The sequence below is a fragment of the Rhodococcus sp. USK13 genome (genome assembly GCF_018343855.1).
Lineage (GTDB): Bacteria > Actinomycetota > Actinomycetes > Mycobacteriales > Mycobacteriaceae > Rhodococcus_F > Rhodococcus_F oxybenzonivorans.
The window spans coordinates 3,503,173-3,530,134 of sequence record NZ_CP069242.1; the positions used below are offsets into that span (position 1 = coordinate 3,503,173).

Genomic DNA, 26,962 nt, shown 5'->3' on the forward strand with positions numbered 1-26,962 from the left:
GGCGCAGGTAGTCCTGCTGCTCAGCGCAGCCCGGCGAGCTGGACCAGGTGGTCGATCGTCGACTTCTCCGCGGCGGGCGGCAGCGCGTCCACCGGCCACCAGCGCAGGTCTGTGGATTCGGAACTGCGCACGATGTGTGCGTCGGGCCGGGCCCGTACGAGGAAGCGCAGATCGAGATGCCGGGTCGGCTGTCCCAGTGAGCAGGTGATGGGATGTGTGTGCGCCGAAAGCAATTCGGGGTCGATCCGTAGATCGGGAATACCCGACTCTTCGCAGGCCTCGCGCAGAGCCGCGTCGACGACGGTCTCGTCGGTGGCCTCGCAGTGCCCGCCCAGCTGGATCCACCGGCCGACACGGGGATGCAATGTGAGGAGCACGTGGCATCCGCCTTCGTCCAAAACCAGCGACGACGCCGTGATGTGACCGGGGGCGTGCTCGCGAAGACAGCCGAGGGGTGCGGAACCGAGGAACGCAAGCATGGTGTGGCGTAACGATTCGTCGCTCTCGCTACCTGTTTTCCAGGACTCGAGTACCTCGGTCGCAGACCGGTGCAGAGATTCGGCGCTCATGTCGCGGCGATCACCGTTCGAGAACGGCGTCGGCGGGGTCGGGAGCATCTCGCGGCGCGAGCGGGTCCAGGGGATGACCGATCGCGACGGCACCGAGCGGCTGCCAGTCGGCGGGCAGTTCCAGGACGCTGCGCACGACGTCGGCGGCGAAAATTGTCGAGCCGATCCAGCAACTGCCGATTCCCTTGGTGGCCAGGGAGACGAGCAATCCCTGCACAGCCGCGCCGACGGCCACGGTGAACATGGTGGATTCGGCCGCTTGCCTGCGCGCGTCGGGATAGCTGTGGGCGCCGTCGGGAACACAGAAGGGGATGACGACCTCGGGGGCGTCGAACAGAATGTTTCCCCGCGCCACCCGGGCTTCGACGGCGGCCGCGTCCATGCCGTCGGAGGTGAGATCGGCCCGCCACTGATCCCGCATGCGGGACAACAGTTCGTCCCGGATCGCGCGGGTCCGGATCCAGACGAACCGGACCGGGCGAGTGTGGTGCGGCGCAGGAGCGGTGAGCGCTTCGGAGATCGAGGCGCGAACGGCGTCGGCGTCGACCGGCTCGTCGGAGAATTGCCGGATCGAGCGCCGCAGCAGAAGGGCCTCGGATCGGCCCTGAGCCAGCGATTCGGCGGTGCCGAGCCAGAACAAGTCTTCCGGTCCGCGCCGGATCAGATCCGCCCCGCGGGATCCGTCGTCGCCGACGTCGAGGCCGCGCACGACAGCGACGGGCACGCCGCCGAGCTTTCCCTTCACGAGATCGCCTGCCGCGGCGATCTCGTCGGCGATCGCCACTTCGGTGACGATCAGCTCGTTGCCCTGGCCGTCTCGGGCCCCGGCATACGCGTGCAGGACGGGAAGACCGGCCGCGCCGATCGCGGCATCGATCTGACCATTACGCCACGCCCGTCCCATCGTGTCGGTGACGACGACAGCGACGGTCACACCGAGGGCGGCCTTGATCGCGTCCCGGAGACCACGAGCGCTGCGGTCCGGATCCTCGGGCAGCAGAGCGAGTTCGGACCCCTCGACGTTCGAACCGTCGATCCCCGATGCCGCTTGGACGATCCCGAGGCGATTCTCGGTGATCAGCGTGCGTCCCTTCCTGGCGACGATGCGGACGGCTTCCTGTTCGACGAGGCGCCGCCGGGCAGCGTCTCGTTCGTCGGGATCGGTGGGGGAGGCGACGATGCGGCCCTCCACCTTGGAGAACACCTTGCTGGTGACCACCAGCACGTCGCCGTCGCGAAGCCACGATGCCGCCGCAACCACGGCGGCGGCGAGATCGTCGCCGGGGCGGAACTCGGGCAGACCGAGGACCGGCAGGATTTCGAGCGGGCCGCCCGGCGCGTGATCGTTCACAGCGGCACCCCTGCCACGTCCAGGGCGGCCCGGACCATTGCCGCGGTCGCGTCGGGGTCGGTCATGATCAACGGCACGCTCCGGACCTCGACCCCGGGAACGTCGGCGGTGTCGGTGTCGTGTACCAGCCAGCCGTCGAGGATTCCGGTCCCGCTGCGCGCCCCGTAATAGCGTCCGATCGCCTCCGCCGACGTCTCGACCCCGATGACGTCCAGGCATTCGTCCGCCATGCCGCGCAACGGCTTTCCGCCGATGATCGGGGAGACGCCGACCACCTTCGCGGCCGTCGTGCGCAAGGCCCCGCGGATACCCGGGACGGCGAGGATCGCCCCGATGCTGACCACCGGATTCGACGGGGCGAGCAGGACGATGTCCGCGGACTCGATCGCCTCCACCACTCCGGGGGCAGGCTTCGCCTGCTCGGCGCCGATGTGCGCGAAACTGTGTGTCGGGACCTGGGCGCGGTGCCGGACCCACCATTCCTGGAAGTGGATTGCGCGCTGCTCACCGTCTTCCGGATCCGTGATGACGACATGCGTCTCACTGCGGTCGTCGGTGACCGGCAACAGGGCGACACCCGGCTGCCAGCGATTGCACAGGGCCTCGGTCACAGCCGACAACGGGTACCCCGTACGCAGCATCTGGCTGCGAATCAGGTGTGTGGCGATGTCGCGGTCGCCCAGACCGAACCAATCGGGTTTGGCACCGTACGCCGCAAGTTCCTCCTTGGCGTTCCAGGTCTCTCCCGCATGACCCCATCCACGCTCGGTGTCGATGCCGCCGCCGAGGGTGTACATGCAGGTGTCCAGGTCGGGGCAGATGCGCAGGCCGTGCATCCACACGTCGTCACCGACATTGACGACAGCGGTGATCCGAGGGGTGGGGGAGTCGCCATCCTGCGCCCCGTCGGTGCCGAGGAGTTTGCGTACGCCTTGCAGGAATCGAGCCCCACCGACTCCGCCAACCAATACAGTCACGTTCACGAAGCAAAGCCTAGGCGGTGCTCCGGGGGAGGCGATCGGCCGCTTCCCCCCGCGAATTCGAGCGCGAAATAGTAATGGACAATTTCGGCTTAGCTTGACCGCGACACGCTGGGCGTGTCTAATCACAAATATGTCATTCCGACGTTGTGGGCGTGGAATCGCTTGCAGCGGGGATCAATTCGAACGGTTGTTCGAACGGATGGCAGGGGTGTTCGGTTCGGGGTACGTGAACGATCGAAATTTTCTGCGCTATCACAGGTGAGGAGGCGGAGCGATGCCCAATGAGCAGGTCGAGTCGGAGACTCGCTGGAGCACAGTAAGCGACGAACCGCAGACCAATTCCGAAGCAGGCGCAGCAGACGGCGTCTGTGTTCAAGAAGTCTGTGTGCAAGAAGACAAGGTAAGTGAAAATCCGGTGCGACAACTCGTCGCGCAGGAGATCGAGACGGCGGGCACTCGCCCGGCGTTGAGCGTGGTGACGGGTTTCGACCATCTTTTCGAGACCATCGAGGATCAGTGGCAGGAACGCGCGCTGTGCGCGCAGACCGATCCTGAGGCCTTCTTCCCGGAAAAGGGCGGCTCCACGCGGGAGGCGAAGCGAATCTGCTTGGGCTGTGAAGTCAAGGACGAGTGCCTGGACTACGCGTTGGCCAACGACGAGCGGTTCGGCATCTGGGGTGGGCTGTCGGAGCGCGAGCGCCGTCGGCTCAAGCGGGGGATCGTCTAGTCAGTCCTCCTCGCCCGGCAAATCGGGGTCGATGATCTCTGGTTCGACGCCGAGGTAGGTGCTCACCTGCTGTACGAGCACGTCGTGCACCAGGTCGGTCAGATCGTCCGGGTCCTTAGCACGCTGTTCGAGCGGACGGCGGAACAGGACGACCCGCGCGCGGGTAGCGGTGCCGTGCCGGTCGATGCCTGCGGGTATCAGTCGCGACAGCGGCACCGGTCCGTCCGCCACGACCTCCGGCGGCCAGTTCACCGAATCCGGATCGAGCGCATGAATTTTCGGGACCTCGTCCACGGCGATGTCCAGCTTTGTGAGGCGCTCACGCCACTGTGCGTCGATCGGCGCAAACGCTTCGAGCACCACGAGATCGAATTTCTCCGCGCGACTGCGCCGTGCGGGCGCGTCCGGCGGAAACACCGACCCGCGAATTCCGCGTCCCCGACGGTCGACTGATCGGGTGGTCACCGGACGCCTGCGTCGTGCTCTGGACATGGACTGGACATTACGACAGCCGCACACTCTCGGTGTGTCCGAGTAGGTGTCGGGCCTCCGTGGGGCTAGGCTCCCTAGCTGTGAGATCTCTGCGTCGATGCTGCCGCCCCGGGTGCAAGAACCCCGCTGTCGCGACGCTCACGTACGTCTATTCGGATTCCACCGCCGTCGTGGGTCCTCTGGCCACCGTCGACGAGCCTCATTCCTGGGATCTGTGCGACACCCACGCTTCGCGGATCACCGCACCGAAGGGGTGGGAACTGGTCCGGTACGAGGGCGGATTCTCCTCGAGCACGCCGGACGAGGATGATCTGACCGCGTTGGCGGAGGCCGTGCGCGAGGCTGGGTTGGGCGAGCGCGGGCGTTCCGAACGAGCCGCCTCCGCCGAAGAACGTGCCGACACCGGCATGCACACCCCACCGGTCCGAACCGGTCGCCGTGGTCACCTGCGGGTTCTTCCCGACCCGGCCAACTGACTTCCCGGTCGTCGGTCCTGGCGTGAGCGCCGTCTCGCGGTTGCCGGGACGTGCCCGCGCCGGGCAGGCATTAGGCTGGCGCCAGCACTGGTGCTCGTAAAGGAGAAAACAGAAGTGGCGCGATCAGCCGAGTCCGTACATGCCGTGATCAAGGCTTACGACGTGCGTGGTGTGGTCGGTGAACTCATCGATGCCGCGTTCGTCCAGGATGTCGGCGGCGCCTTCGCGCGACTCGTACGCGACGACGGGGCGAAAAAGGTGGTCGTCGGCCACGATATGCGGGCATCCTCCCCGGACCTCGTGAAGGCCTTCGCCCACGGTGTCACCGCGCAGGGTGTCGACGTGGTTCTCATCGGCCTGGCGTCGACCGACCAGCTGTATTTCGCGTCGGGGCTGTTCGACTGCCCGGGTGCGATGTTCACTGCGAGCCACAATCCGGCCGAGTACAACGGGATCAAACTCTGCCGTGCCGGAGCCAAGCCGGTCGGTCAGGAGACCGGCCTGGCGACGATCGCCGCGGAGGTGATCGAGGGAGTTCCCGAGTTCGACGGCGCGCCCGGCGCGGTGACGGACGAGGACGTACTCGAGCGGTACGCGAGCTTCGTCCGCGGCCTCGTCAATCTCGCCGACATGCGACCTTTGAAGGTCGCGGTCGACGCGGGGAACGGGATGGGCGGGCACACTGTGCCTGCCGTGCTCGAGCCCATGCCGGTGACCTTGGAACCGCTGTTCTTCGAACTCGACGGCACGTTCCCCAACCACGAGGCGAATCCGCTCGACCCTGCCAATCTGGTCGATCTGCAGGAGCATGTGCGGAAGACGGGTGCCGACATCGGTCTGGCATTCGATGGTGACGCCGACCGCTGCTTCGTCGTGGACGAGCTGGGAAATCCCGTTTCGCCGTCGGCGGTGACGGCCCTCGTTGCCGAGCGGGAGCTGGCGAAGGAGCCCGGCGCCACCATCATCCACAACCTCATCACGTCGCGGGCGGTCCCGGAACTGGTCACCGAGCTGGGCGGGTCGCCGGTGCGCACAAGGGTCGGCCATTCCTTCATCAAGCAACAGATGGCGGAGACCGGTGCGGTCTTCGGTGGTGAGCACTCCGCGCACTATTACTTCCGCTCGTTCTGGGGCGCCGACTCGGGGATGCTGGCGGGACTGCACGTGCTCGCTGCGCTGGGGGAGCAGGAGCGTCCGTTGTCCGAGCTGATGGCCAAGTACGAGCGGTACGCGGCCTCCGGGGAAATCAACTCCACCGTCGCCGACGCTGCAGAGCGCACCGCTGCAGTCGTGTCTGCGTTCGCCGATCGCACCACGGGTGTCGACCGGCTCGATGGCGTGACCGTCGATCTGGCCGGCCGTGCCTGGTTCAATTTGCGGGCCTCCAATACCGAACCGCTGCTACGGCTCAACGTGGAAGCGCCCACGGCGGAAGACGTAGACGCACTCGTTACCGAGATACTGGGCATCGTCCGATCCTGACTGCCATAGTTGGAATAACAGGTTTTGCACGCACACAAGTTTCGATGAGGCTTGTTCCGAGAAAAGAGAAAGGGGGTGCGGTGTCATGACAGCGCCGACGCCCCTGTTGGATCTCGACGACGGTGACGCACTGGTTGCCGCGGACACCGTGGGAGTCCTTCGGTCCGCGGCGATGGGCGGCGCCCAGATCCGGGCCACCAGAGCCGCCGTCGAGGAGGGGGTTCTCGAACGCCTGCACGGTCTTCGGCCGCGCAGTGTGGTGGTGGTGACCGGCTCGGGACGGGCAAGCCGTGGCGCGGCGATCCTCACGGCGGTCCTCGCCGAACGGATCGGGTTCCCCCTCGTGCGTGCCGCCAGTACGCCGGTATGGGTCGGACCCCTCGACGTGGTCGTGGTGGCCGGCGACGACGCCGGTGATCCTCGACTCGTGCAGGCCATCGATGCGGCGGTGCGCCGGGGCGCCGAGGTGGTGGTGGCTGCACCCGATGAGGGGCCTCTGCAGGCGGCCGCGGCGGGGCGCGTGCTGATGTTCGCGCCCAGGGTTCGGGCTCTGACCCGTCATGGTCTGCTGCGGTACTTCGCGGTCCTCCTCGCGGTCCTGCGCGTGGTGGGATCCGAGCGGTGGGGAGACGAGGTGCCCGATCTCGAGCAGCTCGCCGACGCCGTCGACAGCGAAGCCCTCCGCGATCGACCGACGAACGAGGTCTTCCACAATCCGGCGAAGTCTCTCGCCTCGCGGATGCAGGGACGACGGGTCGTACTCACCGGCGACACGGAAAGCGCGATGGAACTGGCGCGTCACGGCGCCGAGGCGCTACTGCACGCGGGCCGGGTGGCAACCGCGTCCGAACTGTCGGACGTCCTGAGTGCGGCGAGCACCTTCCGTGCGCCGGCGGCCGTTCCCGATTCGATCTTCCACGATCCGGAACTCGACGGCCCGTCCTCTGCCAGTCCTGTCCGCACCTTTGTCTTCTCGGCCGAGGCCGAGCTGATGCTGACCGAACGCAAGACCGCGGTGCTGGGGGACGCCGACATCGTCGTCGCAGCTTCCGACGAGGGCCCCTCGCCGTCGCAGCGGTCGGAACTCGAGCAGGCAGCTGTCCTCGTAGGGCGGCTCGACATGACTGCCGCATACCTGCAGCTGATCGGCGGTATCTAGTGCACCGACTCGAAGGTGCGCTGCGATCCTATGCATGGGGATCGCGCACCGCTATCGCTGAGCTGCGCGGACTGCCCGTTCCGACGGCACATCCGGAGGCGGAACTGTGGCTCGGCGCTCATCCGGCGGATCCCGCACGCGTCGTCACCGACGAAGGGGAGCGGTCGCTCCTGGACTTGGTGCGCACCGAGCCGGAGCGCCAACTCGGTCGCCGCAGCGTCGAGACCTTCGGCGAACGCCTTCCGTTCCTCCTCAAACTGCTTGCCGCCGAGGAGCCGCTGTCGCTCCAGGCGCACCCGAGTGCGGAACAGGCCCGCGAAGGTTTCGCGCGCGAGAACGAGTTGGGCATCCCGCTCGGATCCTCGATCCGCAACTACAAGGACGACAGCCACAAACCGGAGCTCGTGGTCGCGCTGAGCCGGTTCGATGCCCTGGCCGGTTTCCGGGATCCGAAGCGGACGGTGGAGCTGCTCGACGCGATCGCGGTGCCCGAACTCCAGCCCTACGCCGGGCTCATTGCGGGGCAACCCGACTCGGACGGGTTGCGTGCCCTGTTCACCACCTGGATCACCCTGCCCCAGCCCGTCCTCAGTGCGCTGATGCCGCGTGTGCTCGACGGGTGCGTCGAGTATTTGTCGGGAGCCAAGGACGGCGACTTCGTTGCCGAGGTCCGAACCGCACTCGAGTTGAGTGAGGTGTATCCCGGTGATGCGGGCGTCCTCGCCGCTCTCCTGCTGAACAGGGTCACCCTCGAGCCTGGGCAGGCGCTCTATCTCGACGCGGGGAACCTCCACGCGTACCTGCACGGGATGGCCGTGGAGATCATGGCGAACTCCGACAACGTTCTCCGCGGCGGACTCACTCCCAAGCACGTCGACGTTCCCGAACTCCTCCGGGTGCTCGACTTCGATTCCGTCGACATCCCTGTCCTCGAGGCCGAGGAGTTGCCCGGCAGCGCCGAGCTCATGTACGTCTCGCCCGCTCCCGAATTCTGTTTGACGAGGATCGATCTGTCGTTGAACGGTGCTGTCGAACATCGCTTCCGGACGGAAGGTCCGCAGATTCTGCTCTGCACCGCGGGTTCGGTTCAGGTGGCGTGCGGTAGCGAGCGCCTCGATGTGGAACAGGGCAGTGCAGTCTGGATCGCCGACGAGGACCCCGACGTGTCGGTCACCGCGACATCGGACCGGGTCCAGCTGTTCAATGCGAGAGTCGGCGCACCCATCGCGTAGCCTGTGAGCCGCCTTTGCGGACCGAGGTCCGGGTGCGACGAGCGGTTCCGGCGGCCGTCCCATCTACCTCGAACCCGACCTGTTCAGGGCCGCCGAAGCATAGGCTGAACCGCAACTTTCGAATGAGGAGGCTGATGTGGCCATCCAGGACAAAGGCAGTGGACCGGAGGTGAGCGGTCGCGCCAATGGACTGTTCCGGACCAAGTCGATCGAGCAGTCGATCCGCGACACGGACGAGCCCGAGACCAAGCTCCGGAAAGATCTCACGGCGTGGGACCTCACGGTGTTCGGTGTCGCCGTCGTCATCGGTGCCGGCATCTTCACCCTTACCGCCCGGACCGCCGGGAACGTCGCGGGACCTGCTGTGTCGGCGGCGTTCGTGATCGCCGCAATCGCGTGTGGTCTCGCGGCCCTGTGCTATGCCGAGTTCGCGTCGACCGTTCCGGTGGCAGGCAGTGCATACACCTTCTCGTACGCGACGTTCGGTGAGTTCGTCGCCTGGATCATCGGCTGGGACCTCATCCTGGAGTTCGCCCTCGCCGCCTCGGTCGTCGCCAAGGGATGGTCCCTCTATCTCGGCGAGGTGATCGGCAATCACACGCCGATCGCCCAGTTCGGGTCGTGGAAATTCGACTGGGGCGCGGTGCTGATCGTCGCGGTTATCACCGTTCTGCTCGTCACCGGTACCAAGCTGTCGTCACGCGTGTCGCTCGTCATCACGACGATCAAGGTGGCGGTCGTGCTCGTGGTGGTAGTCGTGGGCGCGTTCTATATCGAGAGTGACAACTATTCGCCGTACATCCCGCCGTCCGAGCCCGCCGAGACCGGTGAGGGTATCCACCAGTCGCTGTTCTCCTATGTGACGGGCGCCGGTGGCAGCACGTTCGGTTGGTACGGGCTCCTCGCCGCGGCCAGTCTCGTGTTCTTCGCATTCATCGGTTTCGACATCGTTGCCACCACCGCCGAGGAGACCAAGGACCCGCAGAAGGCTCTGCCCCGCGGCATCCTGGGCTCACTCGCGATCGTCACCGTTCTCTACGTCGCGGTCACCCTGGTTCTCACCGGGATGGTCGACTACAAGGAGTTGGCCGGCGACACATCCAATCTGGCTACCGCCTTCGACATTCACGGCATCACGTGGGCGAAGAATCTCATCTCGTTCGGTGCACTGGCCGGTCTGACGACGGTCGTAATGGTGCTCATGCTTGGCCAGACCCGGGTGCTGTTCGCCATGTCGCGTGACGGCCTGATGCCGAGGCGTCTCGCGCCGACCGGCAAGCACGGCACGCCGGTCCGCATCACCGTGCTCGTCGGTGTCGTGGTAGCTGTTCTCGCCGGCTTCTTCCCGATCGGCACCCTCGAAGAGATGGTGAACATTGGCACGTTGTTCGCTTTCGTCCTGGTCTCGGTCGGCGTCATCGTGCTACGCCGGACCCGGCCCGACCTGCCCCGTGGGTTCCGCGTCCCGCTGGTGCCGTGGGTGCCGATTCTCGCGGTACTGGCCTGCCTGTGGTTGATGTTCAACCTCTCCGTCGAAACGTGGATCCGGTTCGTCGTGTGGATGCTGCTCGGCGTGATCATCTACTTCGCGTACGGCCGCAGACATTCCATGATGGGCAGGCGCAGTCGCGGCGAGGTGATCTGACCCGCAACCCGCCTCGGATATCCGGTCCGCCGGGAAAGCACAACGGTGCTTTCCCGGCGGATTTGTTTTGCCGCGACCTTCTTGATCGATCAAGTTTACAAAATTGTCTATTTGTATAGATCAAGAACGAAAACGCAGATAGTGTCTAACTCATTGGTGACCTGCCTCACGTATGAGGTGAAAGCGAAGGAGCGGACATGGCAATACGTCCACAGGCGGAACCGGCGATATCGACCGAACAGTGGCGGGACAAGAAGCGCTATTTATGGCTACTGGGACTCATACCGCCCACTGCGGTGTTTCTCGCGATCGGCCTCGTGTGGGCCTCGGGTCGAATCGGACTCGACGCGGTGGCGCCCGTGTGGTGGTGGATCGGCCCACTGCTCGTCTACGTCCTGCTGCCGATTCTGGACGTGTTCTTCGGCCCGGATGGCGAGAACCCGCCCGACGAGGTGATGGACCGGCTCGAGAACGACAAGTACTACCGGTACTGCACCTACGCCTACATTCCCTTCCAGATTCTCAGTCTCGTGACGGCCTGCTACCTATGGTCCGCATCCGATCTCGGGTGGCTGGGTATCGAGGGTGGCCTCGGGGTGCTCTCGAAGATCGGCCTCGCGATCAGCATCGGCTGTGTGGCAGGAATCGGGATCAATACCGCACACGAGCTGGGCCACAAGAAGGACGAGCTCGAACGGTGGCTGTCGAAGGTGACCTTGGCGCAATCGTTCTACGGCCACTTCTACATCGAGCACAACCGCGGTCACCACGTGCGGGTCGCCACGCCCGAGGATCCCGCGAGTTCCCGCATGGGCGAAACGTTGTGGGCATTCCTGCCGCGCAGCGTGTGGGGGAGCCTGACGTCGTCGTGGCGACTCGAGAAGGCCCGGCTGGACCGCCTGGGTAAGGGACCGTGGACGATTCACAACGACGTCCTCAACGCCTGGGCGATGTCGGTGGTGCTGTTCGGTGCTCTGCTGGCGACGTTCGGCCTCGGCATCGCACCGTATCTGGCGATCCAGGCCGTCTTCGGCTTCTGCCTGCTCGAGACGGTCAACTATCTCGAGCACTATGGGCTGCGCAGGCAGAAGACAGCCAGTGGTCGCTACGAACGTTGCACTCCCGAGCACAGTTGGAACAGCGACCACATCTGCACCAACATCTTTCTGTACCACCTGCAGCGACACAGTGATCACCACGCCAACCCGACCCGGCGATACCAGACGCTGCGGAGCATGGACGGCGCCCCCAATCTGCCCAGCGGTTACGCGAGCATGATTACGCTCGCCTACTTCCCGCCGCTGTGGCGCAAGGTGATGGATCCCCGGGTCCTCGCTCACTACGACGGGGACGTCACCCGCGTCAACATCCACCCCGCGAAGCGCGCCGCAGTTCTCGCGAAGTACGGAGCCCGGGCATGAGCGCGTACCGCTGTCCGGTCTGTGAGTACGTGTACGACGAGGCGACCGGCGCACCCCGGGAAGGATTCCCCCCTGGCACGCAGTGGGATTCGATCCCCGAGGACTGGTGCTGCCCCGACTGCGGGGTGCGGGAGAAGCTCGACTTCGAGAAGGCGGCGATCACAACAGGAGGCACGACATGACCGAGTACAAGCTCTACCAGTGTGTGCAGTGCGGGTTCGAATACGACGAGGCGCTGGGGTGGCCGGAAGACGGCATCGAACCCGGAACTCGTTGGGACGACATACCGGAAGACTGGAGTTGCCCGGATTGCGGCGCTGCGAAAGCTGACTTCTTCATGGTCGAGATCGAGCGGAGCTGACTTCCGGATGACAGTGCCCGGCGTGGAAACGTACCGGACGCACCGGCGTGCGGTGCCGGGCACTAATGTCGTGAACATGACTTCGTCGCGTGTCAGAGTGACCTACCAGGAGGCCACGCGGCTGCTGCTGCGTCAGTCGGTGCTCGACGCCATGCGCGATCTGTTGTTCGAGAAGGACTGGTCCGACATCACGATGTCGGACGTCGCGGCCGGTGCCGGGGTAAGCAGGCAAACCCTGTACAACGAGTTCAAGTCCCGTCAGGGGCTTGCGGAGGCATACGCCCTTCGGTTGGCGGACGAATTGGTCGATGCGGTCGACGAGGCGCTGGTCGCCCACGTCGGGCAGGGGCGAGCCGCACTGCTGTCAGGCTTCACCGCGTTCTTCGCCGCGAGTCTCTCCGATCCGCTGGTGCAGTCGCTGCTACGCGGTGAGACCAAACCGGACCTGCTGCGGTTGATCACGACCGAGAGTGCACCCATCATCGAGCGTGCATCGACGCGGCTGGCAGAAGTTTTCCACCGTAGCTGGGTGCGAGCGAGTGTGGTGGACGCGGGAATTCTGAGTCGCGCCATCGTGCGGCTGGCTATGAGTTACATCTCGATGCCCCCCGAGTCGGAGGCCAACGTTGCCGAGGATCTCGGTGCTCTTCTCGGACCTTTCGTGGACAGGGCAGTCGACGGGGCCGATCGGTTGGAAGGCTGAGTGCGCGGACGGTCGTCTGAGTGTCACCCTTCGGCGGCCGTACCGATAGCCTTGATCGAAACAGCAGCCAACCAGGAGAGGCAGATGACGACCTCAGTTTCAACCACGCCCGTGGCCGAGAGCCGTAACGGGATCGATTTCAAGGTGGCGGACCTTTCGCTCGCGGAGTTCGGCCGCAAGGAGATCCGGCTCGCCGAGCACGAGATGCCGGGACTGATGGCGCTTCGCCGCGAGTACGCGGAGGTGCTCCCACTGAAGGGCGCACGGATCTCCGGATCGCTGCACATGACGATTCAGACCGCAGTTCTCATCGAGACGCTCACCGCGCTGGGCGCCGAGGTCCGCTGGGCATCATGCAACATCTTCTCCACCCAGGATCACGCCGCTGCCGCCATCGTGGTCGGTCCACACGGGACGCCGGAGGAGCCGAAGGGAACCCCGGTCTTCGCGTGGAAGGGCGAAACACTCGAGGAGTACTGGTGGGCCGCCGAGCAGATGCTCACCTGGCCGGACGCCGACAAGCCGGCGAACATGATTCTCGACGACGGCGGCGACGCCACGATGCTCGTCCTCAAGGGTGCGCAGTTCGAGAAGGCCGGCGTCGTGCCCCCCACCGACGACGAGCAGGATTCCGACGAGTACAAGGTCTTCCTCAACCTGCTACGCCGCTCCCTCGAGGCCGACAAGGGCAAGTGGTCGAAGATCGCTGAATCCGTGCAGGGTGTCACGGAGGAGACCACTACCGGAGTTCTGCGCCTGTACCAGGTCGCGGCTGCCGGTGAGCTCACCTTCCCGGCGATCAACGTCAACGACTCCGTCACCAAGAGCAAGTTCGACAACAAGTACGGCACCCGCCACTCGCTGCTCGACGGCATCAACCGCGGTACCGACGTCCTGATCGGTGGCAAGGCCGCGCTGGTCTGTGGCTACGGCGATGTCGGCAAGGGCTGCGCCGAGGCGCTCCGCGGACAGGGTGCGCGCGTCGCAGTGACCGAGGTCGACCCGATCAACGCGCTGCAGGCGCTCATGGACGGCTTCGAGGTGAAGACGGTCGAGCAGGCCATCGGCTGGGCGGACATCGTGATCACGTCCACCGGCAACAAGGACATCATCACCTTCGAGCACATGAAGCAGATGAAGCACCAGGCCATCCTGGGCAACATCGGTCACTTCGACAACGAGATCGACATGGCCGGTCTCGAACGGTCGGGCGAGGTGACCCGTATCAACATCAAGCCCCAGGTGGACGAGTTCCGCTTCGGGGACGGTCACTCCATCATCGTGCTGTCCGAAGGACGACTCCTGAACCTCGGCAACGCCACCGGGCACCCGTCGTTCGTGATGAGCAACAGCTTCTCCAACCAGGTCATCGCTCAGATCGAGCTGTGGACCAAGCCGGACGAGTACGACAACGAGGTGTACCGGCTGCCCAAGCACCTGGACGAGAAGGTCGCGAAGATCCACGTCGAGGCACTCGGTGGCACGCTCACCAAGCTCACCAAGGAGCAGGCGGAGTACATCGGCGTCGATGTCGAGGGACCGTACAAGCCCGAGCACTACCGCTACTAGAGATGATGGCGTCCCCCGGTCCGCTGCGTGCGGGCCGGGGGATAGCCTTCTTCCCCGTGGGAACCACTTCTGTCGGAACGCTCGTAGCGCTCGAAGGCCTCGACGGCGCAGGCAAACGGACACTGGTCACGGCCGTCCAGAAGCGACTTGACGAGGCGGGGCTCCGGGTCGGCACCCTCGACTTCCCTCGATACGGTCGCTCCGTCCATGCCGATCTGGCATCGGAGGCGCTGAAGGGGGCACACGGCGATCTCAGCGGATCGGTGCACGCGATGGCGGTGATGTTCGCCCTCGACCGGTCCGGCGCGATCGCGGAGATGTCCGAACTGCTCGCCGGCTGCGACATCGTCCTCCTCGATCGCTACGTGGCGTCCAACGCCGCCTACGGGGCCGCTCGGTTGCATCAGGGCGCAGACGGCGAATTCGTGGACTGGGTACGGGAGCTCGAATACGGTCGCCTGGCACTGCCCCGGCCCGACCTCCAGCTGTACCTCGATGTGCCCGTGGCTCTGGCCGAACAACGTGCGCGCGGACGTGAGTCGGAAGACGCGAGCCGGGCGCTCGACGCCTACGAGCGCGACCGCGGGCTGCAGGAACGCACCGGTGAGGTGTACCGACAACTGGCCGCGGCCGACTGGATATCGCCGTGGTGGGTGCTGTCCCCGGACACCGATCCGCTCACGCTCGCCGAAAACCTGGCACTCTTGAATGACGGCACGGGACGCCGTGGCGTGAAAGAACACGGCACGCCGTAACGGCGAACGGGCTGTTACGGGCTCCGAAGATGCAACGATAGGGACATGAAGCCAAGGATTCTGGTTGTCGACGACGACACTGCGCTCGCGGAGATGCTCACGATCGTTCTCCGCGGCGAAGGTTTCGACCCGTACGTGGTGGGGGACGGGACCCAGGCGCTCACCGCAGTCCGGGAGACTCGCCCGGACCTGGTGTTACTCGACCTGATGCTGCCCGGGATGAACGGTATCGACGTGTGCCGGGTGCTCCGCGCCGACTCCGGTGTGCCGATCGTGATGCTGACGGCGAAGACGGACACTGTCGACGTGGTTCTGGGATTGGAATCCGGCGCGGACGACTACATCATGAAGCCGTTCAAGCCGAAGGAGCTGGTGGCGAGGGTTCGCGCGCGGCTTCGCCGGACCGAGGACGAACCTGCCGAACTGCTCAGCATCGCCGACATCGTCATCGATGTTCCCGCTCACAAGGTGAGCCGGGGCGAAGACCTGATTTCCCTCACACCCCTCGAATTCGATCTCCTGGTTGCGCTGGCCCGCAAGCCGCGGCAGGTGTTCACCCGTGAGGTTCTGCTCGAGCAGGTGTGGGGTTACCGTCATGCAGCCGATACCCGACTGGTCAACGTGCACGTTCAGCGTCTGCGCGCCAAAGTCGAGACTGATCCCGAGAATCCCGAAGTGGTTTTGACGGTCAGGGGGGTCGGCTACAAGGCCGGACCGCCGTGACAGGTGTTTCCCGATGGCGGCGTCGTGTCAACCGACGCGTATCGCCGATCCTTCGGTGGGGTCACTCACTGAGTAATACCCTCGCGCACACGTGGCGTCGCTCGCTGCAGTTGAGAGTGGTCGTGTCGACGCTGACGTTGTCGCTCATCGTCATCGTCGTCCTCGGAGTCGTGCTCACCAGCCAGATCACCGATCGGCTGCTCGAGACGAAGATCAACGCCGCGACCGAGGAGATGGACCGCGCTCGGAGCACGGTCGAAGGGCAGCTGGCCGGGGCCGAAGACACCAGTTCGCCCACCACACAGCTCGACGGTGCCCGCGCTGCACTCACCAACAGGGAGCCGGACGCCGGTCAGGATTCCGGATCGGCAGGCACATTCGACCCGGTGCTGATCGTGCCCGGTGACGGGTCGCGCGCGCCGACCTCGAGTGGTCCTGCGGATCAGATACCGGAGTCGCTGCGGGCGTTCGTGCAGGCGGGTCAGGTGAGCTACCAGTTCGCCACCGTGAACGACCCTGAGGGATACTCCGGCCCCGCGCTGATCGTCGGAAGCCCGACGGCCTCGGCCATCTCGACACTCGAGCTGTATCTCATCTTCCCGTTGGCGAGCGAGGACCGCAGCCTGTCGCTGGTACGCGGGACTCTGCTCGTCGGTGGCGCGGTGCTTGCCGTGCTCCTGGCGGCCATCGCGCTCCTCGTGGCCCGGCAGGTGGTCCTCCCGATTCGGTCCGCCTCCCGGATCGCGGTGCGGTTCGCCGACGGCCGTCTGAAGGAGCGCATGCCCGTGCGCGGTGAGGACGACATGGCCCGGCTGGCGATGTCGTTCAACGAGATGGCAGAAAGTCTGTCCAAGCAGATCACCCAGCTGGAGGAGTTCGGCAACCTGCAGAAGCGCTTCACCTCGGATATCAGCCACGAGCTGCGCACGCCGCTCACCACCGTGCGGATGGCGGCCGATCTCATCCACGACGGCAGCGACGAACTCGACCCCGTGCTCCGGCGCTCCTCCGAGCTACTCGTCGCTGAACTGGACCGGTTCGAGGGCCTCTTGGTCGATCTGCTCGAGATCAGCCGCCACGACGCCGGTGTCGCGGAGCTGGCGGCCGAGCAACTGGACCTGCGGATGTGCGCGCGAGCCGCCGTGTCCACGGTGCGGCACCTTGCGCGCGAGAGCGGGACGGAACTGATCGTCGACCTGCCGGACCAGGCTGTCATGGCGGAGGTGGATCCGCGCCGCGTCGAACGGATACTGCGCAACCTCCTCGCCAATGCCATCGACCACGGAGAGGGCAAACCGGTGCTGTTGCGTCTGCGTGCCGACGACAGCGCCGCAGCGTTCATCGTGCGTGACCAAGGTGTCGGGTTGCGGCCGGGCGAGGAGAAACTTGTGTTCAATCGGTTCTGGCGGTCGGACCCCTCGCGAGTGCGCCGCTCGGGCGGCACCGGACTCGGACTGGCCATCAGTGTCGAGGACGCGAACCTGCACGACGGCCGGCTCGAGGCGTGGGGTGAGCCCGGCCAGGGGGCTTGCTTCCGGTTGACGTTGCCGAGGGTGCGGGGCCGGAAGGTGGTCTCGAGTCCGCTGCCGCTCAAACCCGGCACCGGCAAATACGTTCAGGGACAGCCTTTCCCGGGGGACACGTCGATGCCGCTGCGTAACGACAGCCCCGAAACCGCCGTCGACGAATCCCGGACCGTGCCGCAGAAACGCGAGTTGCCTGAACACTCAGGGCCCCCCGGGCCACGCGAGCGCGAGAGTGCCCACGTCGGCGATCGTGAAGGGTCGCATACAACGGAGCGGGACGGATGATGCGCTCGGCGTCGTCGCCCGTGATCCGGTCGATCTGGGCTGCTGTGGTGGGAGCCGTGCTGGTCACGGTCGGTGGATGTGCCAGCCTGCCGGATTCGTCGACACCCCAGGCGATCGGCACCATTAACCGCGATTCGCCGGGATCGAGCGTGGCCGCACCTGCACCGGGCAGGGAACCGGACCTACTCTTGCGCGACTTCTTCAAGGCCAGCACCGATCCGTCGAGCCGCCACCTTGCTGCACGGCAGTTCCTCACCCCCGGGGTGTCCGGCAGGTGGGACGATGCGGCGAGCGCCACCATCGTCGACAAGGTCGACGTTCTGCCCGAGGCCCGGTCTACCGATCGCGCGACCTACACCATCCGTGCCAACAAGGTGGGGCAACTGGAACCGGGCGGACTGTACGTCGCAGAAGAGGGAAGTTTCGAGACGAAGATCAGTCTGGAGATGCAGGGCGGGGAGTGGCGGATCTCGGAGCTGCCGTCCGGGGTGATTCTCGACCGGGCCCAGTTCCTCAACACCTATCAACGGAAATCGCTGTACTTCCTCGACCCTGCCGGGACGACGGTGGTGCCGGATCCACGCTGGGTGTCGGGCGCGCAGGATCAGATGGCGGCCCAATTGATGGGTCTGCTGATCGACGGGCCGAAGTCGGCACTCGCCCCGGCCGTGCGTAACGAGCTCGGCGAGGGTGTGTCGATCCGGGGACCGATCACGAAGGCGGACGGGCGCACCGCTCAGGTGGGTGTGGGGCTAGGGGGCATCCGGATCGACTTCTCCGGTGTACGGCCGATGGATCAGCAAGCGAAGGGTTTGTTTGCGGCGCAGGTGATCTGGACCCTCGCGAACGCGGAAATCTCCGGTCCCTACGTGCTGCTCGCGGACGGTGAGCCCTTCGACGATCGTTTCCCCAACGGCTGGACCACCGCCGACGTCGCGTCGATGAATCCGTTCGCGACCTCGAGTGCCACAGTGGGTCTGCATGCCCTCCGCGACGGGTCGATGGTGAGTGTCACCGAGACCGGGGTGACCCCGGTGCCGGGATACTTCGGTTCGGCGCGGAACATGCGTTCTCTCGCGCTGTCGCAGGACGGCAAACTCGTGGCCGCCGTCGCGGACACCGGACGTCCACCGCCCGAGCCGGCGAGCGCCCTGATGGTCGGCGCCTATGAAGACGGGGCGGCGTCCGTGCTCGAAGGGGGCGCGATAACCCGTCCGACGTGGGCGCCCGACAACTCGGCGATCTGGGCGGCGGTCAACGGCAATGCCGTGATCCGGGTGCTGCGCGAGCCCGGAACAGGGCGGACCTCGGTCGAGAACGTGGATGTGGGTGCCGTCACGGCGCTGGGGTCTACCATCACCGAGCTTCGGCTCTCTCGCGACGGTGTGCGTGCGGCGCTCATCGTGGACGGCAAGGTGTATTTGGCCATCGTGGCCCAGAAGCCCGGTGGCGGGTACGCCCTCACCAACCCGCGCGCGGTGGCGATCGGCCTCGGAAGTCCGGCTCTGTCGCTCGACTGGAGCACGAGTGACACGATCGTCGTCGCACGTGCGGCCTCGGATATTCCGGTGGTGCAGATCGCGGTCGACGGCTCACGGATGGACGCCCTGCCGAGCCGTAACCTCACGGCCCCGGTGGTGGCTGTGGACGCCTCGACGACGACGGAGTTCGTCGCCGATTCGCGCGCCGTCTTCCAGTTGAACAACAACGATCCGGCGGGGGATCGGTACTGGCGAGAGGTTCCCGGGCTGACGGGCGTGAAAGCGATACCGATTCTGCCGGGCTGATTCCGGCGGGGCGAGTCTGTCGGTGGGGGTGCGGAAGATGACGGCATGCGCATACTGCCCGGCTCACGGACGCTGCTCGATCTGATTCTGCCGGCAGAATGCGGTGGGTGCGCAGATCCGGGTACGCAATGGTGCCAGGGCTGCGCCGCCGAGTTGGCGGACGATCCGATTCTCCTGCAGCCGCGGGTCGATCCGGGAGTTGCGGTGTGGGCGTTGGGTCCGTATTCGGGTCCACGTCGCCGGGCGGTGATCGCTGCGAAGGAACGGGGCCGACGCGACCTCGCGGTGCCGCTCGGTTCCGCTGTCGCGGGCGCACTCGCGCGGCTGCACCAGTGGGGTGAACTGGCGCCGCCCGAGGTCGCGCCGGTGGTCCTCGTCCCCGCTCCCACTCGTTCGCGGGCGGCCAGGATGCGGGGTGGCGACCCCGTAACCCGGATCGCTGTCGCCGCGGTGGGAGCGTCGCGGGTGTGTCCGGCGCTGGCCATGCGCAGAGGGGTGCGTGATTCCGTCGGACTGTCCGCGGATCAACGTAGAGTAAACCTCGAGGGTGGTGTTCTCCTCACCCCGCGCGGCCACCGATTCGCACAGCATTTGTGTTCGGAAAGGTCTGCGGCGCAACGTAAGACGGTAGTCCTGATCGACGACGTCTCGACCACGGGGGCGACCGCGGCCGAGTCGATCCGGGTGCTGTCCGGCGCCGGCATTCCGGTTTCCTCGGTGGTAGTCCTGGCCGGTGTCGGCTGACCTCGCGGCGAGGCCGCGACAATCTCGGTGTCGGTCGTATGAAATTGCGCCGAACAGTGGCACTCGCGCGAGTTACGTACTAGCGTCGCGGACACACCCGAAACACAGGTAGGAGGTGGTACTTCGAACCTGGTGCCGGGCGGACCCCTTCCCGGCATTGCTCAAATCCGCCGCCGCCCATTTCGGGGCGGGGCCGTAATCGGGAGGTACGAGTGACGACCCCTTCGCAAGCTTCGGTTTTCATCGACGAACGCACCACGGATGCACAAGAGAAGACCGATGCCCCTAGCGCCGATATTGTCGTCAAGGGACGCAACGTCGAGGTTCCCGACCACTTTCGTGTGTACGTCTCCGAGAAGCTGTCGCGCCTCGAGCGCTTCGACCCCTCCATTTTCCTGTTCGATGTCGAACTACAGCACGAACGCAATCGACGCCAGAGGAAGAGCTGCCAGCGCGTCGAGATCACTGCCCGAGGCAAAGGGCCGGTAGCCCGAGCCGAAGCGTCGGCCGACAGTTTCTATGCAGCATTCGAGTCGGTCACCGCGAAGCTCGAGAGCAGGCTCCGCCGCACCAAGGACCGAAAGAAGGTCCATTACGGGGAGAAGACCCCGGTATCGGTGGCAGAGGCCACTGCTGCACTCGCCGAGGACGAGAGTCTCGGTATCAACCCCGACATCTCCCTCGACGGCCAGGAATCGCAGTCGCACGAGCACAGGCCGGGTCAGGTGGTGCGGACCAAGGAACACAAGGCCACACCGATGACCATCGACGACGCTCTGTACGAGATGGAGCTGGTAGGACACGATTTTTTCCTGTTCCACGACAAGGAGTCGGACAAGCCTTCCGTCGTCTACCGGCGGCACGCGTTCGACTACGGACTCATCCGCCTGGCGTGATCTGCACTCGTCCCACGTGACGGTGTGAGCGGTCGGTCTACTCGTCCGCACCGAAGAGCGCCTACCATGGAATCCGGCCGGGGTTCTCGGACCTCCGGCCGGATTTTGTGTGTCACCCACCCACCGCCGAAGATTGAGGACGAACAAGACTGTGCCGTCGCTGTCGCTATCCAAGCTGCTCCGTGTTGGTGAAGGTCGCATGGTCAAGCGGCTCAAGCACATCGCCGACCACGTTTCCTCGCTGTCGTCCGAGGTCGAAGACCTGACCGACGAGCAGTTGCGGGCGAAGACCGACGAGTTCCGCTCGCGATACCGCGACGGTGAATCGCTCGACGAGTTGCTCCCCGAGGCGTTCGCGGTGGCCCGCGAGGCGTCGTGGCGCGTCATCGACCAGCGGCACTTCCATGTGCAGATCATGGGTGGGGCTGCGCTGCACTTCGGCAACATCGCCGAAATGAAGACCGGTGAAGGCAAGACCCTCACCTGCGTTCTGCCCGCCTATCTCAATGCCATCGCCGGCGACGGCGTCCACGTCGTGACGGTCAACGACTACCTCGCCAAGCGCGACTCGGAGTGGATGGGACGAGTTCACCGTTTCCTGGGTATGGAGACGAGCGTGATCCTGTCCGGAATGTCTCCCGCCGAGCGGCGCGCGGCCTATGCCGCAGACATCACCTACGGCACGAACAACGAGTTCGGATTCGACTACCTGCGCGACAACATGACGCACTCGCTGGACGATCTCGTTCAGCGTGGTCATGCCTTCGCCGTCGTCGACGAGGTCGACTCCATCCTGATCGACGAGGCCCGAACCCCCCTCATCATTTCCGGACCCGCCGATGCGTCGAGTAAGTGGTATGCGGAGTTCGCGCGTATCGCGCCGATGCTGAAGCGAGACGTCCACTACGAAGTCGACATCCGCAAGCGCACGATCGGTGTGCACGAAGCGGGCGTCGAGCTCGTCGAGGACCAGCTCGGTATCGACAACCTGTACGAGGCTGCCAACTCGCCGCTCGTGAGCTACCTCAACAACGCCATCAAGGCGAAGGAGCTCTACACGAAGGACAAGGACTACATCGTCCGCGACGGCGAAGTGATCATCGTCGACGAGTTCACCGGTCGTGTCCTCGTCGGTCGCCGCTACAACGAGGGCATGCACCAGGCGATCGAAGCCAAGGAGAAGGTGGAGATCAAGGCCGAGAATCAGACGCTCGCCACGATCACGCTGCAGAATTACTTCCGGCTGTACGACAAGTTGTCGGGCATGACGGGTACCGCCGAAACCGAGGCCGCTGAGCTGCACCAGATCTACAACCTCGGTGTCATCCCGATCCCCACCAACCGGCCGATGGTCCGCGTCGACAACGGTGACCTCATCTACAAGACCGAAGAGGCCAAGTTCGACGCCGTGGTCGACGATGTGGTGGAGCGGCACGAGAAGGGGCAGCCCGTCCTGATCGGCACCACGAGCGTCGAGCGGTCCGAGTATCTGTCGAAGCAGTTCACCAAGCGGGGCGTGCCGCACAACGTGCTGAACGCGAAGTTCCACGAGCAGGAAGCCACCATCATCGCCGAGGCAGGCCGGTCCGGGGCTGTCACCGTGGCAACCAACATGGCCGGTCGTGGAACCGACGTGGTGCTCGGCGGCAACCCCGACATCATCGCGGACATCGCCCTGCGCAAGCGGGGACTCGATCCCGTCCACACGCCCGAGGAATACGAGGCGGCGTGGGACGAGGTTCTCGAGCAGGTCAAGGCGGAGGTGAAAGCCGATGCGGACAAGGTCCGGGAAGCGGGCGGACTGTACGTACTCGGTACCGAGCGGCACGAGTCCCGGCGAATCGACAACCAGCTTCGTGGTCGCTCCGGACGTCAGGGCGATCCGGGCGAGTCACGGTTCTACCTCTCGCTCGGTGACGAGTTGATGCGACGGTTCAACGGCGCGGCGCTCGAGTCGATCATGACCCGGCTCAACCTGCCCGACGACGTTCCGATCGAGGCGAAAATGGTCTCGAAGGCCATCAAGAGTGCACAGACGCAGGTGGAGCAGCAGAACTTCGAGATCCGGAAGAACGTTCTCAAGTACGACGAGGTGATGAATCAGCAGCGCACGGTCATCTACAAGGAGCGCCGCCAGATCCTCGAAGGCGAGGACATGGAGGGCCAGGTCGAGAAGATGATCACGGACGTGGTCACCGCGTACGTCGACGGTGCCACTTCCGAGGGGTACGTCGAGGACTGGGATCTCGAACAGCTGTGGACCGCGCTGAAGACGCTCTACCCGATCGGCCTCGACTACAAGGAAATCGTCGGAGACGGCTCCGACGGTGAGGTGAAGGACGTCACCAGCGACGAACTCCGCGAGATGCTTCTCGAGGATGCACACCAGGCGTATGCACGCCGGGAAGCAGAAATCGACGCCGCAGCCGGTGCGGGTGCCATGCGCGAACTCGAGCGGCGGGTGCTGCTGAGTGTGCTCGACCGCAAGTGGCGCGAGCACCTGTATGAAATGGATTACCTCAAAGAGGGAATCGGTCTGCGTGCGATGGCGCAGCGCGACCCGCTGGTCGAGTACCAACGCGAGGGTTTCGACATGTTCACCGGCATGCTCGAGGGCCTGAAGGAGGAGTCGGTCGGATTCCTGTTCAATCTGCAGGTCGAGGCCGCTGCGCCGCAGCAGGCGGCCGCCCCCGGCGTCAATGTGACGGCGTCCTCGGCGGCCGCGACGGCGTCTGGTTCGCCGACGCCCGCTCCTGGCCGGCCGCTGCCCACCCAGGAGGCGGCACGTCAGGCTCAGGGCACCGCTGCACCGTCTGCCCTGCGCGCGAAGGGACTGGACGAGGCGGAGCCGCGTGGTCTGACCTATTCGGGTCCGGCGGAGGACGGCAACGCCCAGCTCAGCCGCCGCGGCACCGGCAGCGACACCAACTCGGACCCGGGAACCCGGCGCCAGCGACGTGATGCTGCACGGTCGCAGTCGAAGGGTAAGAAGGCGCCGCGGTCCAAGCGCAAGCGCTGAGCCGCTTCGTCAGCCGACCACCATTGAGGTGACGATCCAGCCCGTGTCGGATTTCCGTTCGACACGGGCTGCTATCACGAACACCCGCGGTCCCCGTCCGTAGGTGCCGAAGGCCTCGAGTGTGTTGTCGTCGAGTACCCGAAGGTGGACACGGAGCAGGGTTGCCACTCCGAGCCGTCTCGACGGTGACTCGGCAAGAGCGAGAGTCCGTGCCACGTCCAGCAGTGAGGGAACGATCACGGGCCGCAGCTGCCGCACGTTGCGCCGCCGATCCAGTACTTCCAGCACCAGCCGGAATGCGTGTTCGGTGAAGCGCTGTGCGTCGGGTGCGGCGCGAGGACGAGTGACGTCGGGCGAGGAGCGCGGCGAGGTGCCGGAGTGCGCCGAGCTACGCGCCGGTGAGGAGTGACGGCCCCGACCCGGTGCTCGCCGGGTGCCGGACAATACGGCCGGACCGGCCGCGCCCAGCGCCTCACCGGCCGCCGGTTCGTAGTTGGGCACGCGTGACAGGAACGTGTAGGACTCACTCATTTCTTCCCCCCGGTTTCGGCATGAGACGGCCGTCGTAGCGGCCATCCTTGCACGGATTCAACGGTCGTGTCGCCGAACCACGCAGGGAACCTTAGGGTGGGGTCGTGCGGGGATTGATTGTGGACGTCGGTGGTGTGCTCGTGGGCCCCGGTTCGGACTTCGACGGGCTGTCGGCGGTCCTCGCCGACGCGCGGCGTCGCGGCGTCCGGACCGCGATCCTGAGTAACGACCCCGGCGGTCCCGGGGGTGAGTGGTTGCGGAAACTCGGTGACGGCCGGCTGGTCGACCGGGTGGTGCTGTCCGGCGATGTCGGTGTGGCCAAGCCCGATCCGCGCATATACCGGTTGACGGCCGAAGTGCTCGGTTTGGAACCGCGGGACTGTATCTTCGTCGACGACCTGGCGGTCAACGTTCGCGGTGCGGTGGCTGTCGGGATGGTGGGTGTGCACCACGTCGACGGCGTGGTGACCGCGAGCGAGCTGGCGGTGCTTCTCGACGTGGATCGAGACGGAATGCAAGGGGAACAGGCGTCGACATGGTGACGAGACTGACAACGCAGGACGCGTCGTTCTATTTTCTCGAGGCAAGTAGCACGCCGATGCACGTCGGTTCGCTCGCCATCTTCCGCAAGCCCCGAAATGGGTTGTCCTACGAGGAGTTACTTCGTCTCGTCGAGGAACGCCTGAGTCTGGTGCCGCGGTACCGGCAGAAGGTGCGGGAGGTGGCGTTGGGATTGTCACGTCCGGTGTGGGTGGACGATCAGGATTTCGACATCGAGTACCACGTCCGGCGATCGGCGTTGCCGAAGCCGGGTTCGGACGCGCAGCTACATGATCTGGTCGCGCGCCTCACGTCGCGGCCTCTCGACAACACCCGCCCCCTGTGGGAGATGTACTTGGTGGAGGGCTTGTCGAACAACCGCTTTGCGATCTTCACCAAGTCGCATTCCTCCCTCGTCGACGGGGAGACGGCACCCGAAATCGGTCAGGTCATTCTCGATTCGGCGAAGACACGCAGACCCATGGCGGAGGAATTGTGGATGCCCAGCCCGGAGCCGAGCGAGACCACCCTCGTCGCCGGCGCCCTCGCCGACATCCTGGCGCGGCCCGGGGAGGGGCTGGCGTCGTTGCGAATGACCCTGAGCGGCATGGCGTCTGCGTTCGGCGAGACCGTGCGCGCGGTGGGGAAGTTGGCCGCTGTGGTGCGTACCGCCACACAGGTCGCGCCCGCGACCCCGCTGAATGCGACCATCTCCCGTAACCGGCGCTTCGCCGTGGTCAAGACCGAACTGGGGGATTACCGAAAGATCCGCGCACGGTATGGGTGCGAGGTCAACGACGTCATCCTCGCCGTGGTGTCGGGTGCCCTGCGGAACTGGTTGCTCTCGCGCGGCGAGCCGGTCGCCGAATCGACCACGGTGCGCGCCATGGTACCGATGTCGGTGTACGTCGACCCCGACACGGACGTAGACCTGGGCCAGCGTGGTGAGTGGTCGGATCCGCGGAGCATGGTGTCGTCGTTTCTCATCGACCTGCCCGTGGGGGAACCGAATGCGGTGGTGCGACTCTCACACGTGGCGCATGCGATGGAGGCGCACGCGAAGCAGAGTCGGCGCGTGACGGCTCAGACGCTCGTGCGGCTGTCCGGGTTCGCGCCTGCCACCCTGCACGCGATGAGTGCCCGTGCGGCGAGCAGCTTCTCGCAGCGGATGTTCAATCTGATGATCACCAATGCGCCCGGTCCGCAGATGCCGCTGTACGTCGGCGGAGCGCGCATGCTCGAGATGTACCCGGTGTCGCCGCTTCTGAAAAATCAGACATTGAGCATTGCGCTGACCTCTTACGACGGCAACGTCTACTACGGTTTGAATGCAGACCGTGATGCGATGGCCGATGTGGACGTGGTGGCGGCGCTGCTGTACCAATCTCTCGAGGAGTTGTTGGATGCCAGCCGGTGAGAAGTCCGCGTTGCGAATGACGGGTGACACATGACGAGGGTGTACGTTCCCGCGACGATCGAAATTTTGCACGAGCTGGTGACCGAGTCGAAGTTCGATCCGATGAGCCGGACCGCGTTCGCTGTGACCGCCACCCTGCGTGAGGCTTACTCGTCGGGCGACGACGAGGAGCTGGCCGAGGTGGCGATGGGTGAGGCCGCGCGGGCTTCGCTCCGGTTGATCGCGGGCCGGTTGGCGGAGGGCGGCGACGGCGTCCGTTTCCGGCGGGTGGTCGTGGCAGCAGACGTGGACGACGTCACGCCGCGCCCCGATCTCGACGATGCCGTGGTGCGGTTACCGGGGCCGGTGACTCTCGCTCAGGTGGCGTCGGTCCATGTCGATCTGGCGGAGGCCGAACCGGACATCGAGCGGGCCGTCGCGGCGATCGACGAGGCGGACCTCGGCGACCCGGATGCGGAATTCGTGCTCGGCGACGCCGAGGATCACGTGCTCGCGTGGTATGCCACCCAGGAGATTTCTTTTCTCCTGGAATTGCTCTGACCTCAGGGTCGTCCCGGGAGGACCGCATC

26 protein-coding genes are annotated in these 26,962 nt (G+C 65.6%); 21 read left to right on the forward strand and 5 right to left on the reverse strand.

All coding sequences use genetic code 11. The annotated features are described in order from the left end of the window. Positions 1 to 20: 20 nt before the first annotated feature. From JQT59_RS18525 to cofD, 3 genes are read right to left on the reverse strand one after another with little or no spacing between them, the layout of a single operon-like run. A complete protein-coding gene (locus JQT59_RS18525; RefSeq protein ID WP_213577280.1) occupies positions 21 to 569 on the reverse strand; it encodes an NUDIX hydrolase in 549 nt (182 codons plus the stop codon). Positions 570 to 579: 10 nt separating this feature from the next. After that, on the reverse strand, positions 580 to 1,920 hold the full coding sequence (locus tag JQT59_RS18530) for a coenzyme F420-0:L-glutamate ligase (RefSeq protein WP_213577281.1): 1,341 nt from the start codon (positions 1,918 to 1,920) through the stop codon (positions 580 to 582). Further along, positions 1,917 to 2,903 (reverse strand): 2-phospho-L-lactate transferase, encoded by a 987-nt coding sequence (cofD, locus tag JQT59_RS18535; protein WP_213577282.1) that lies wholly within the window; start codon positions 2,901 to 2,903, stop codon positions 1,917 to 1,919. The genes JQT59_RS18530 and cofD overlap by 4 nt, the downstream gene beginning before the upstream one ends. Before the next feature lie 466 nt (positions 2,904 to 3,369). Between cofD and JQT59_RS18540 the strand changes: the two genes are divergently transcribed. Continuing rightward, a complete protein-coding gene (locus JQT59_RS18540) occupies positions 3,370 to 3,630 on the forward strand; it encodes a WhiB family transcriptional regulator (RefSeq protein WP_201453656.1) in 261 nt (86 codons plus the stop codon). On the opposite strand, the gene JQT59_RS18545 is transcribed toward JQT59_RS18540, so the two are convergent. Continuing rightward, positions 3,631 to 4,122 carry a metallopeptidase family protein gene (locus JQT59_RS18545; protein WP_201453459.1) on the reverse strand — a complete coding sequence of 164 codons (492 nt, stop codon included), beginning with the start codon at positions 4,120 to 4,122 and terminating at the stop codon, positions 3,631 to 3,633. Between the two features lie 80 nt (positions 4,123 to 4,202). On the opposite strand from JQT59_RS18545, the gene JQT59_RS18550 reads away from it, so the two are divergent. The 17 genes from JQT59_RS18550 to secA all read left to right on the forward strand — a co-directional run bounded on the left by JQT59_RS18550 (position 4,203) and on the right by secA (position 23,905). Then, positions 4,203 to 4,598: a DUF3499 domain-containing protein gene (locus JQT59_RS18550; protein WP_109331273.1), complete on the forward strand. Its 396-nt coding sequence runs from the start codon at positions 4,203 to 4,205 to the stop codon at positions 4,596 to 4,598. Positions 4,599 to 4,712: 114 nt separating this feature from the next. Further along, positions 4,713 to 6,080 carry a phosphomannomutase/phosphoglucomutase gene (locus JQT59_RS18555; RefSeq protein ID WP_208961253.1) on the forward strand — a complete coding sequence of 456 codons (1,368 nt, stop codon included), beginning with the start codon at positions 4,713 to 4,715 and terminating at the stop codon, positions 6,078 to 6,080. A gap of 85 nt (positions 6,081 to 6,165) precedes the next feature. Further along, positions 6,166 to 7,239 carry a tobH protein gene (locus JQT59_RS18560; RefSeq protein ID WP_213577283.1) on the forward strand — a complete coding sequence of 358 codons (1,074 nt, stop codon included), beginning with the start codon at positions 6,166 to 6,168 and terminating at the stop codon, positions 7,237 to 7,239. Further along, positions 7,239 to 8,471, forward strand: a complete 1,233-nt coding sequence (gene manA, locus JQT59_RS18565; RefSeq protein ID WP_213577284.1) for a mannose-6-phosphate isomerase, class I — start codon at positions 7,239 to 7,241, stop codon at positions 8,469 to 8,471. Before JQT59_RS18560 ends, manA begins: the two co-directional genes overlap by 1 nt. Before the next feature lie 136 nt (positions 8,472 to 8,607). Continuing rightward, positions 8,608 to 10,116 (forward strand): amino acid permease, encoded by a 1,509-nt coding sequence (locus tag JQT59_RS18570; RefSeq protein ID WP_213577285.1) that lies wholly within the window; start codon positions 8,608 to 8,610, stop codon positions 10,114 to 10,116. A 197-nt stretch (positions 10,117 to 10,313) separates the two neighbouring features. Further along, positions 10,314 to 11,537, forward strand: a complete 1,224-nt coding sequence (locus JQT59_RS18575; RefSeq protein WP_213577286.1) for an alkane 1-monooxygenase — start codon at positions 10,314 to 10,316, stop codon at positions 11,535 to 11,537. Then, on the forward strand, positions 11,534 to 11,719 hold the full coding sequence (locus tag JQT59_RS18580; RefSeq protein ID WP_213577288.1) for a rubredoxin: 186 nt from the start codon (positions 11,534 to 11,536) through the stop codon (positions 11,717 to 11,719). Before JQT59_RS18575 ends, JQT59_RS18580 begins: the two co-directional genes overlap by 4 nt. Continuing rightward, the gene (locus JQT59_RS18585) at positions 11,716 to 11,898 is read left to right on the forward strand and encodes a rubredoxin (RefSeq protein WP_109331265.1); all 183 of its coding nucleotides are present in this window, start codon (positions 11,716 to 11,718) and stop codon (positions 11,896 to 11,898) included. Before JQT59_RS18580 ends, JQT59_RS18585 begins: the two co-directional genes overlap by 4 nt. Positions 11,899 to 11,974: 76 nt before the next feature. Beyond that, entirely contained in the window at positions 11,975 to 12,601 is a 627-nt protein-coding gene (locus JQT59_RS18590) for a TetR/AcrR family transcriptional regulator (protein WP_109335204.1), read from the forward strand. 84 nt (positions 12,602 to 12,685) lie between these two features. Further along, complete coding sequence (ahcY, locus tag JQT59_RS18595) at positions 12,686 to 14,170, forward strand: adenosylhomocysteinase (protein WP_213577289.1); 1,485 nt, start codon at positions 12,686 to 12,688, stop codon at positions 14,168 to 14,170. Between the two features lie 56 nt (positions 14,171 to 14,226). Next, positions 14,227 to 14,925 (forward strand): dTMP kinase, encoded by a 699-nt coding sequence (locus JQT59_RS18600; protein WP_249354533.1) that lies wholly within the window; start codon positions 14,227 to 14,229, stop codon positions 14,923 to 14,925. Positions 14,926 to 14,970: 45 nt separating this feature from the next. After that, positions 14,971 to 15,648: an MtrAB system response regulator MtrA gene (mtrA, locus tag JQT59_RS18605; protein ID WP_213577290.1), complete on the forward strand. Its 678-nt coding sequence runs from the start codon at positions 14,971 to 14,973 to the stop codon at positions 15,646 to 15,648. Continuing rightward, entirely contained in the window at positions 15,645 to 17,459 is a 1,815-nt protein-coding gene (gene mtrB, locus JQT59_RS18610; RefSeq protein WP_213577292.1) for an MtrAB system histidine kinase MtrB, read from the forward strand. The genes mtrA and mtrB overlap by 4 nt, the downstream gene beginning before the upstream one ends. Next, complete coding sequence (lpqB, locus tag JQT59_RS18615) at positions 17,456 to 19,246, forward strand: MtrAB system accessory lipoprotein LpqB (protein WP_213577294.1); 1,791 nt, start codon at positions 17,456 to 17,458, stop codon at positions 19,244 to 19,246. Before mtrB ends, lpqB begins: the two co-directional genes overlap by 4 nt. A gap of 45 nt (positions 19,247 to 19,291) precedes the next feature. Continuing rightward, a complete protein-coding gene (locus JQT59_RS18620) occupies positions 19,292 to 19,990 on the forward strand; it encodes a ComF family protein (RefSeq protein WP_213577295.1) in 699 nt (232 codons plus the stop codon). Positions 19,991 to 20,202: 212 nt separating this feature from the next. Next, a complete protein-coding gene (gene hpf, locus JQT59_RS18625; protein ID WP_213577297.1) occupies positions 20,203 to 20,886 on the forward strand; it encodes a ribosome hibernation-promoting factor, HPF/YfiA family in 684 nt (227 codons plus the stop codon). Positions 20,887 to 21,037: 151 nt separating this feature from the next. Next, entirely contained in the window at positions 21,038 to 23,905 is a 2,868-nt protein-coding gene (secA, locus tag JQT59_RS18630; protein WP_213577853.1) for a preprotein translocase subunit SecA, read from the forward strand. 9 nt (positions 23,906 to 23,914) lie between these two features. On the opposite strand, the gene JQT59_RS18635 is transcribed toward secA, so the two are convergent. Beyond that, positions 23,915 to 24,436 carry an Rv3235 family protein gene (locus tag JQT59_RS18635; RefSeq protein WP_213577299.1) on the reverse strand — a complete coding sequence of 174 codons (522 nt, stop codon included), beginning with the start codon at positions 24,434 to 24,436 and terminating at the stop codon, positions 23,915 to 23,917. Positions 24,437 to 24,540: 104 nt separating this feature from the next. On the opposite strand from JQT59_RS18635, the gene JQT59_RS18640 reads away from it, so the two are divergent. From JQT59_RS18640 to JQT59_RS18650, 3 genes are read left to right on the forward strand one after another with little or no spacing between them, the layout of a single operon-like run. Continuing rightward, positions 24,541 to 24,978, forward strand: a complete 438-nt coding sequence (locus JQT59_RS18640; protein WP_213577301.1) for an HAD-IA family hydrolase — start codon at positions 24,541 to 24,543, stop codon at positions 24,976 to 24,978. Beyond that, a complete protein-coding gene (locus JQT59_RS18645) occupies positions 24,972 to 26,393 on the forward strand; it encodes a WS/DGAT/MGAT family O-acyltransferase (RefSeq protein WP_213577303.1) in 1,422 nt (473 codons plus the stop codon). The genes JQT59_RS18640 and JQT59_RS18645 overlap by 7 nt, the downstream gene beginning before the upstream one ends. A 30-nt stretch (positions 26,394 to 26,423) precedes the next feature. Further along, positions 26,424 to 26,933, forward strand: a complete 510-nt coding sequence (locus tag JQT59_RS18650) for a DUF6912 family protein (RefSeq protein ID WP_213577305.1) — start codon at positions 26,424 to 26,426, stop codon at positions 26,931 to 26,933. The last annotated feature ends 29 nt before the right edge of the window (positions 26,934 to 26,962 follow it).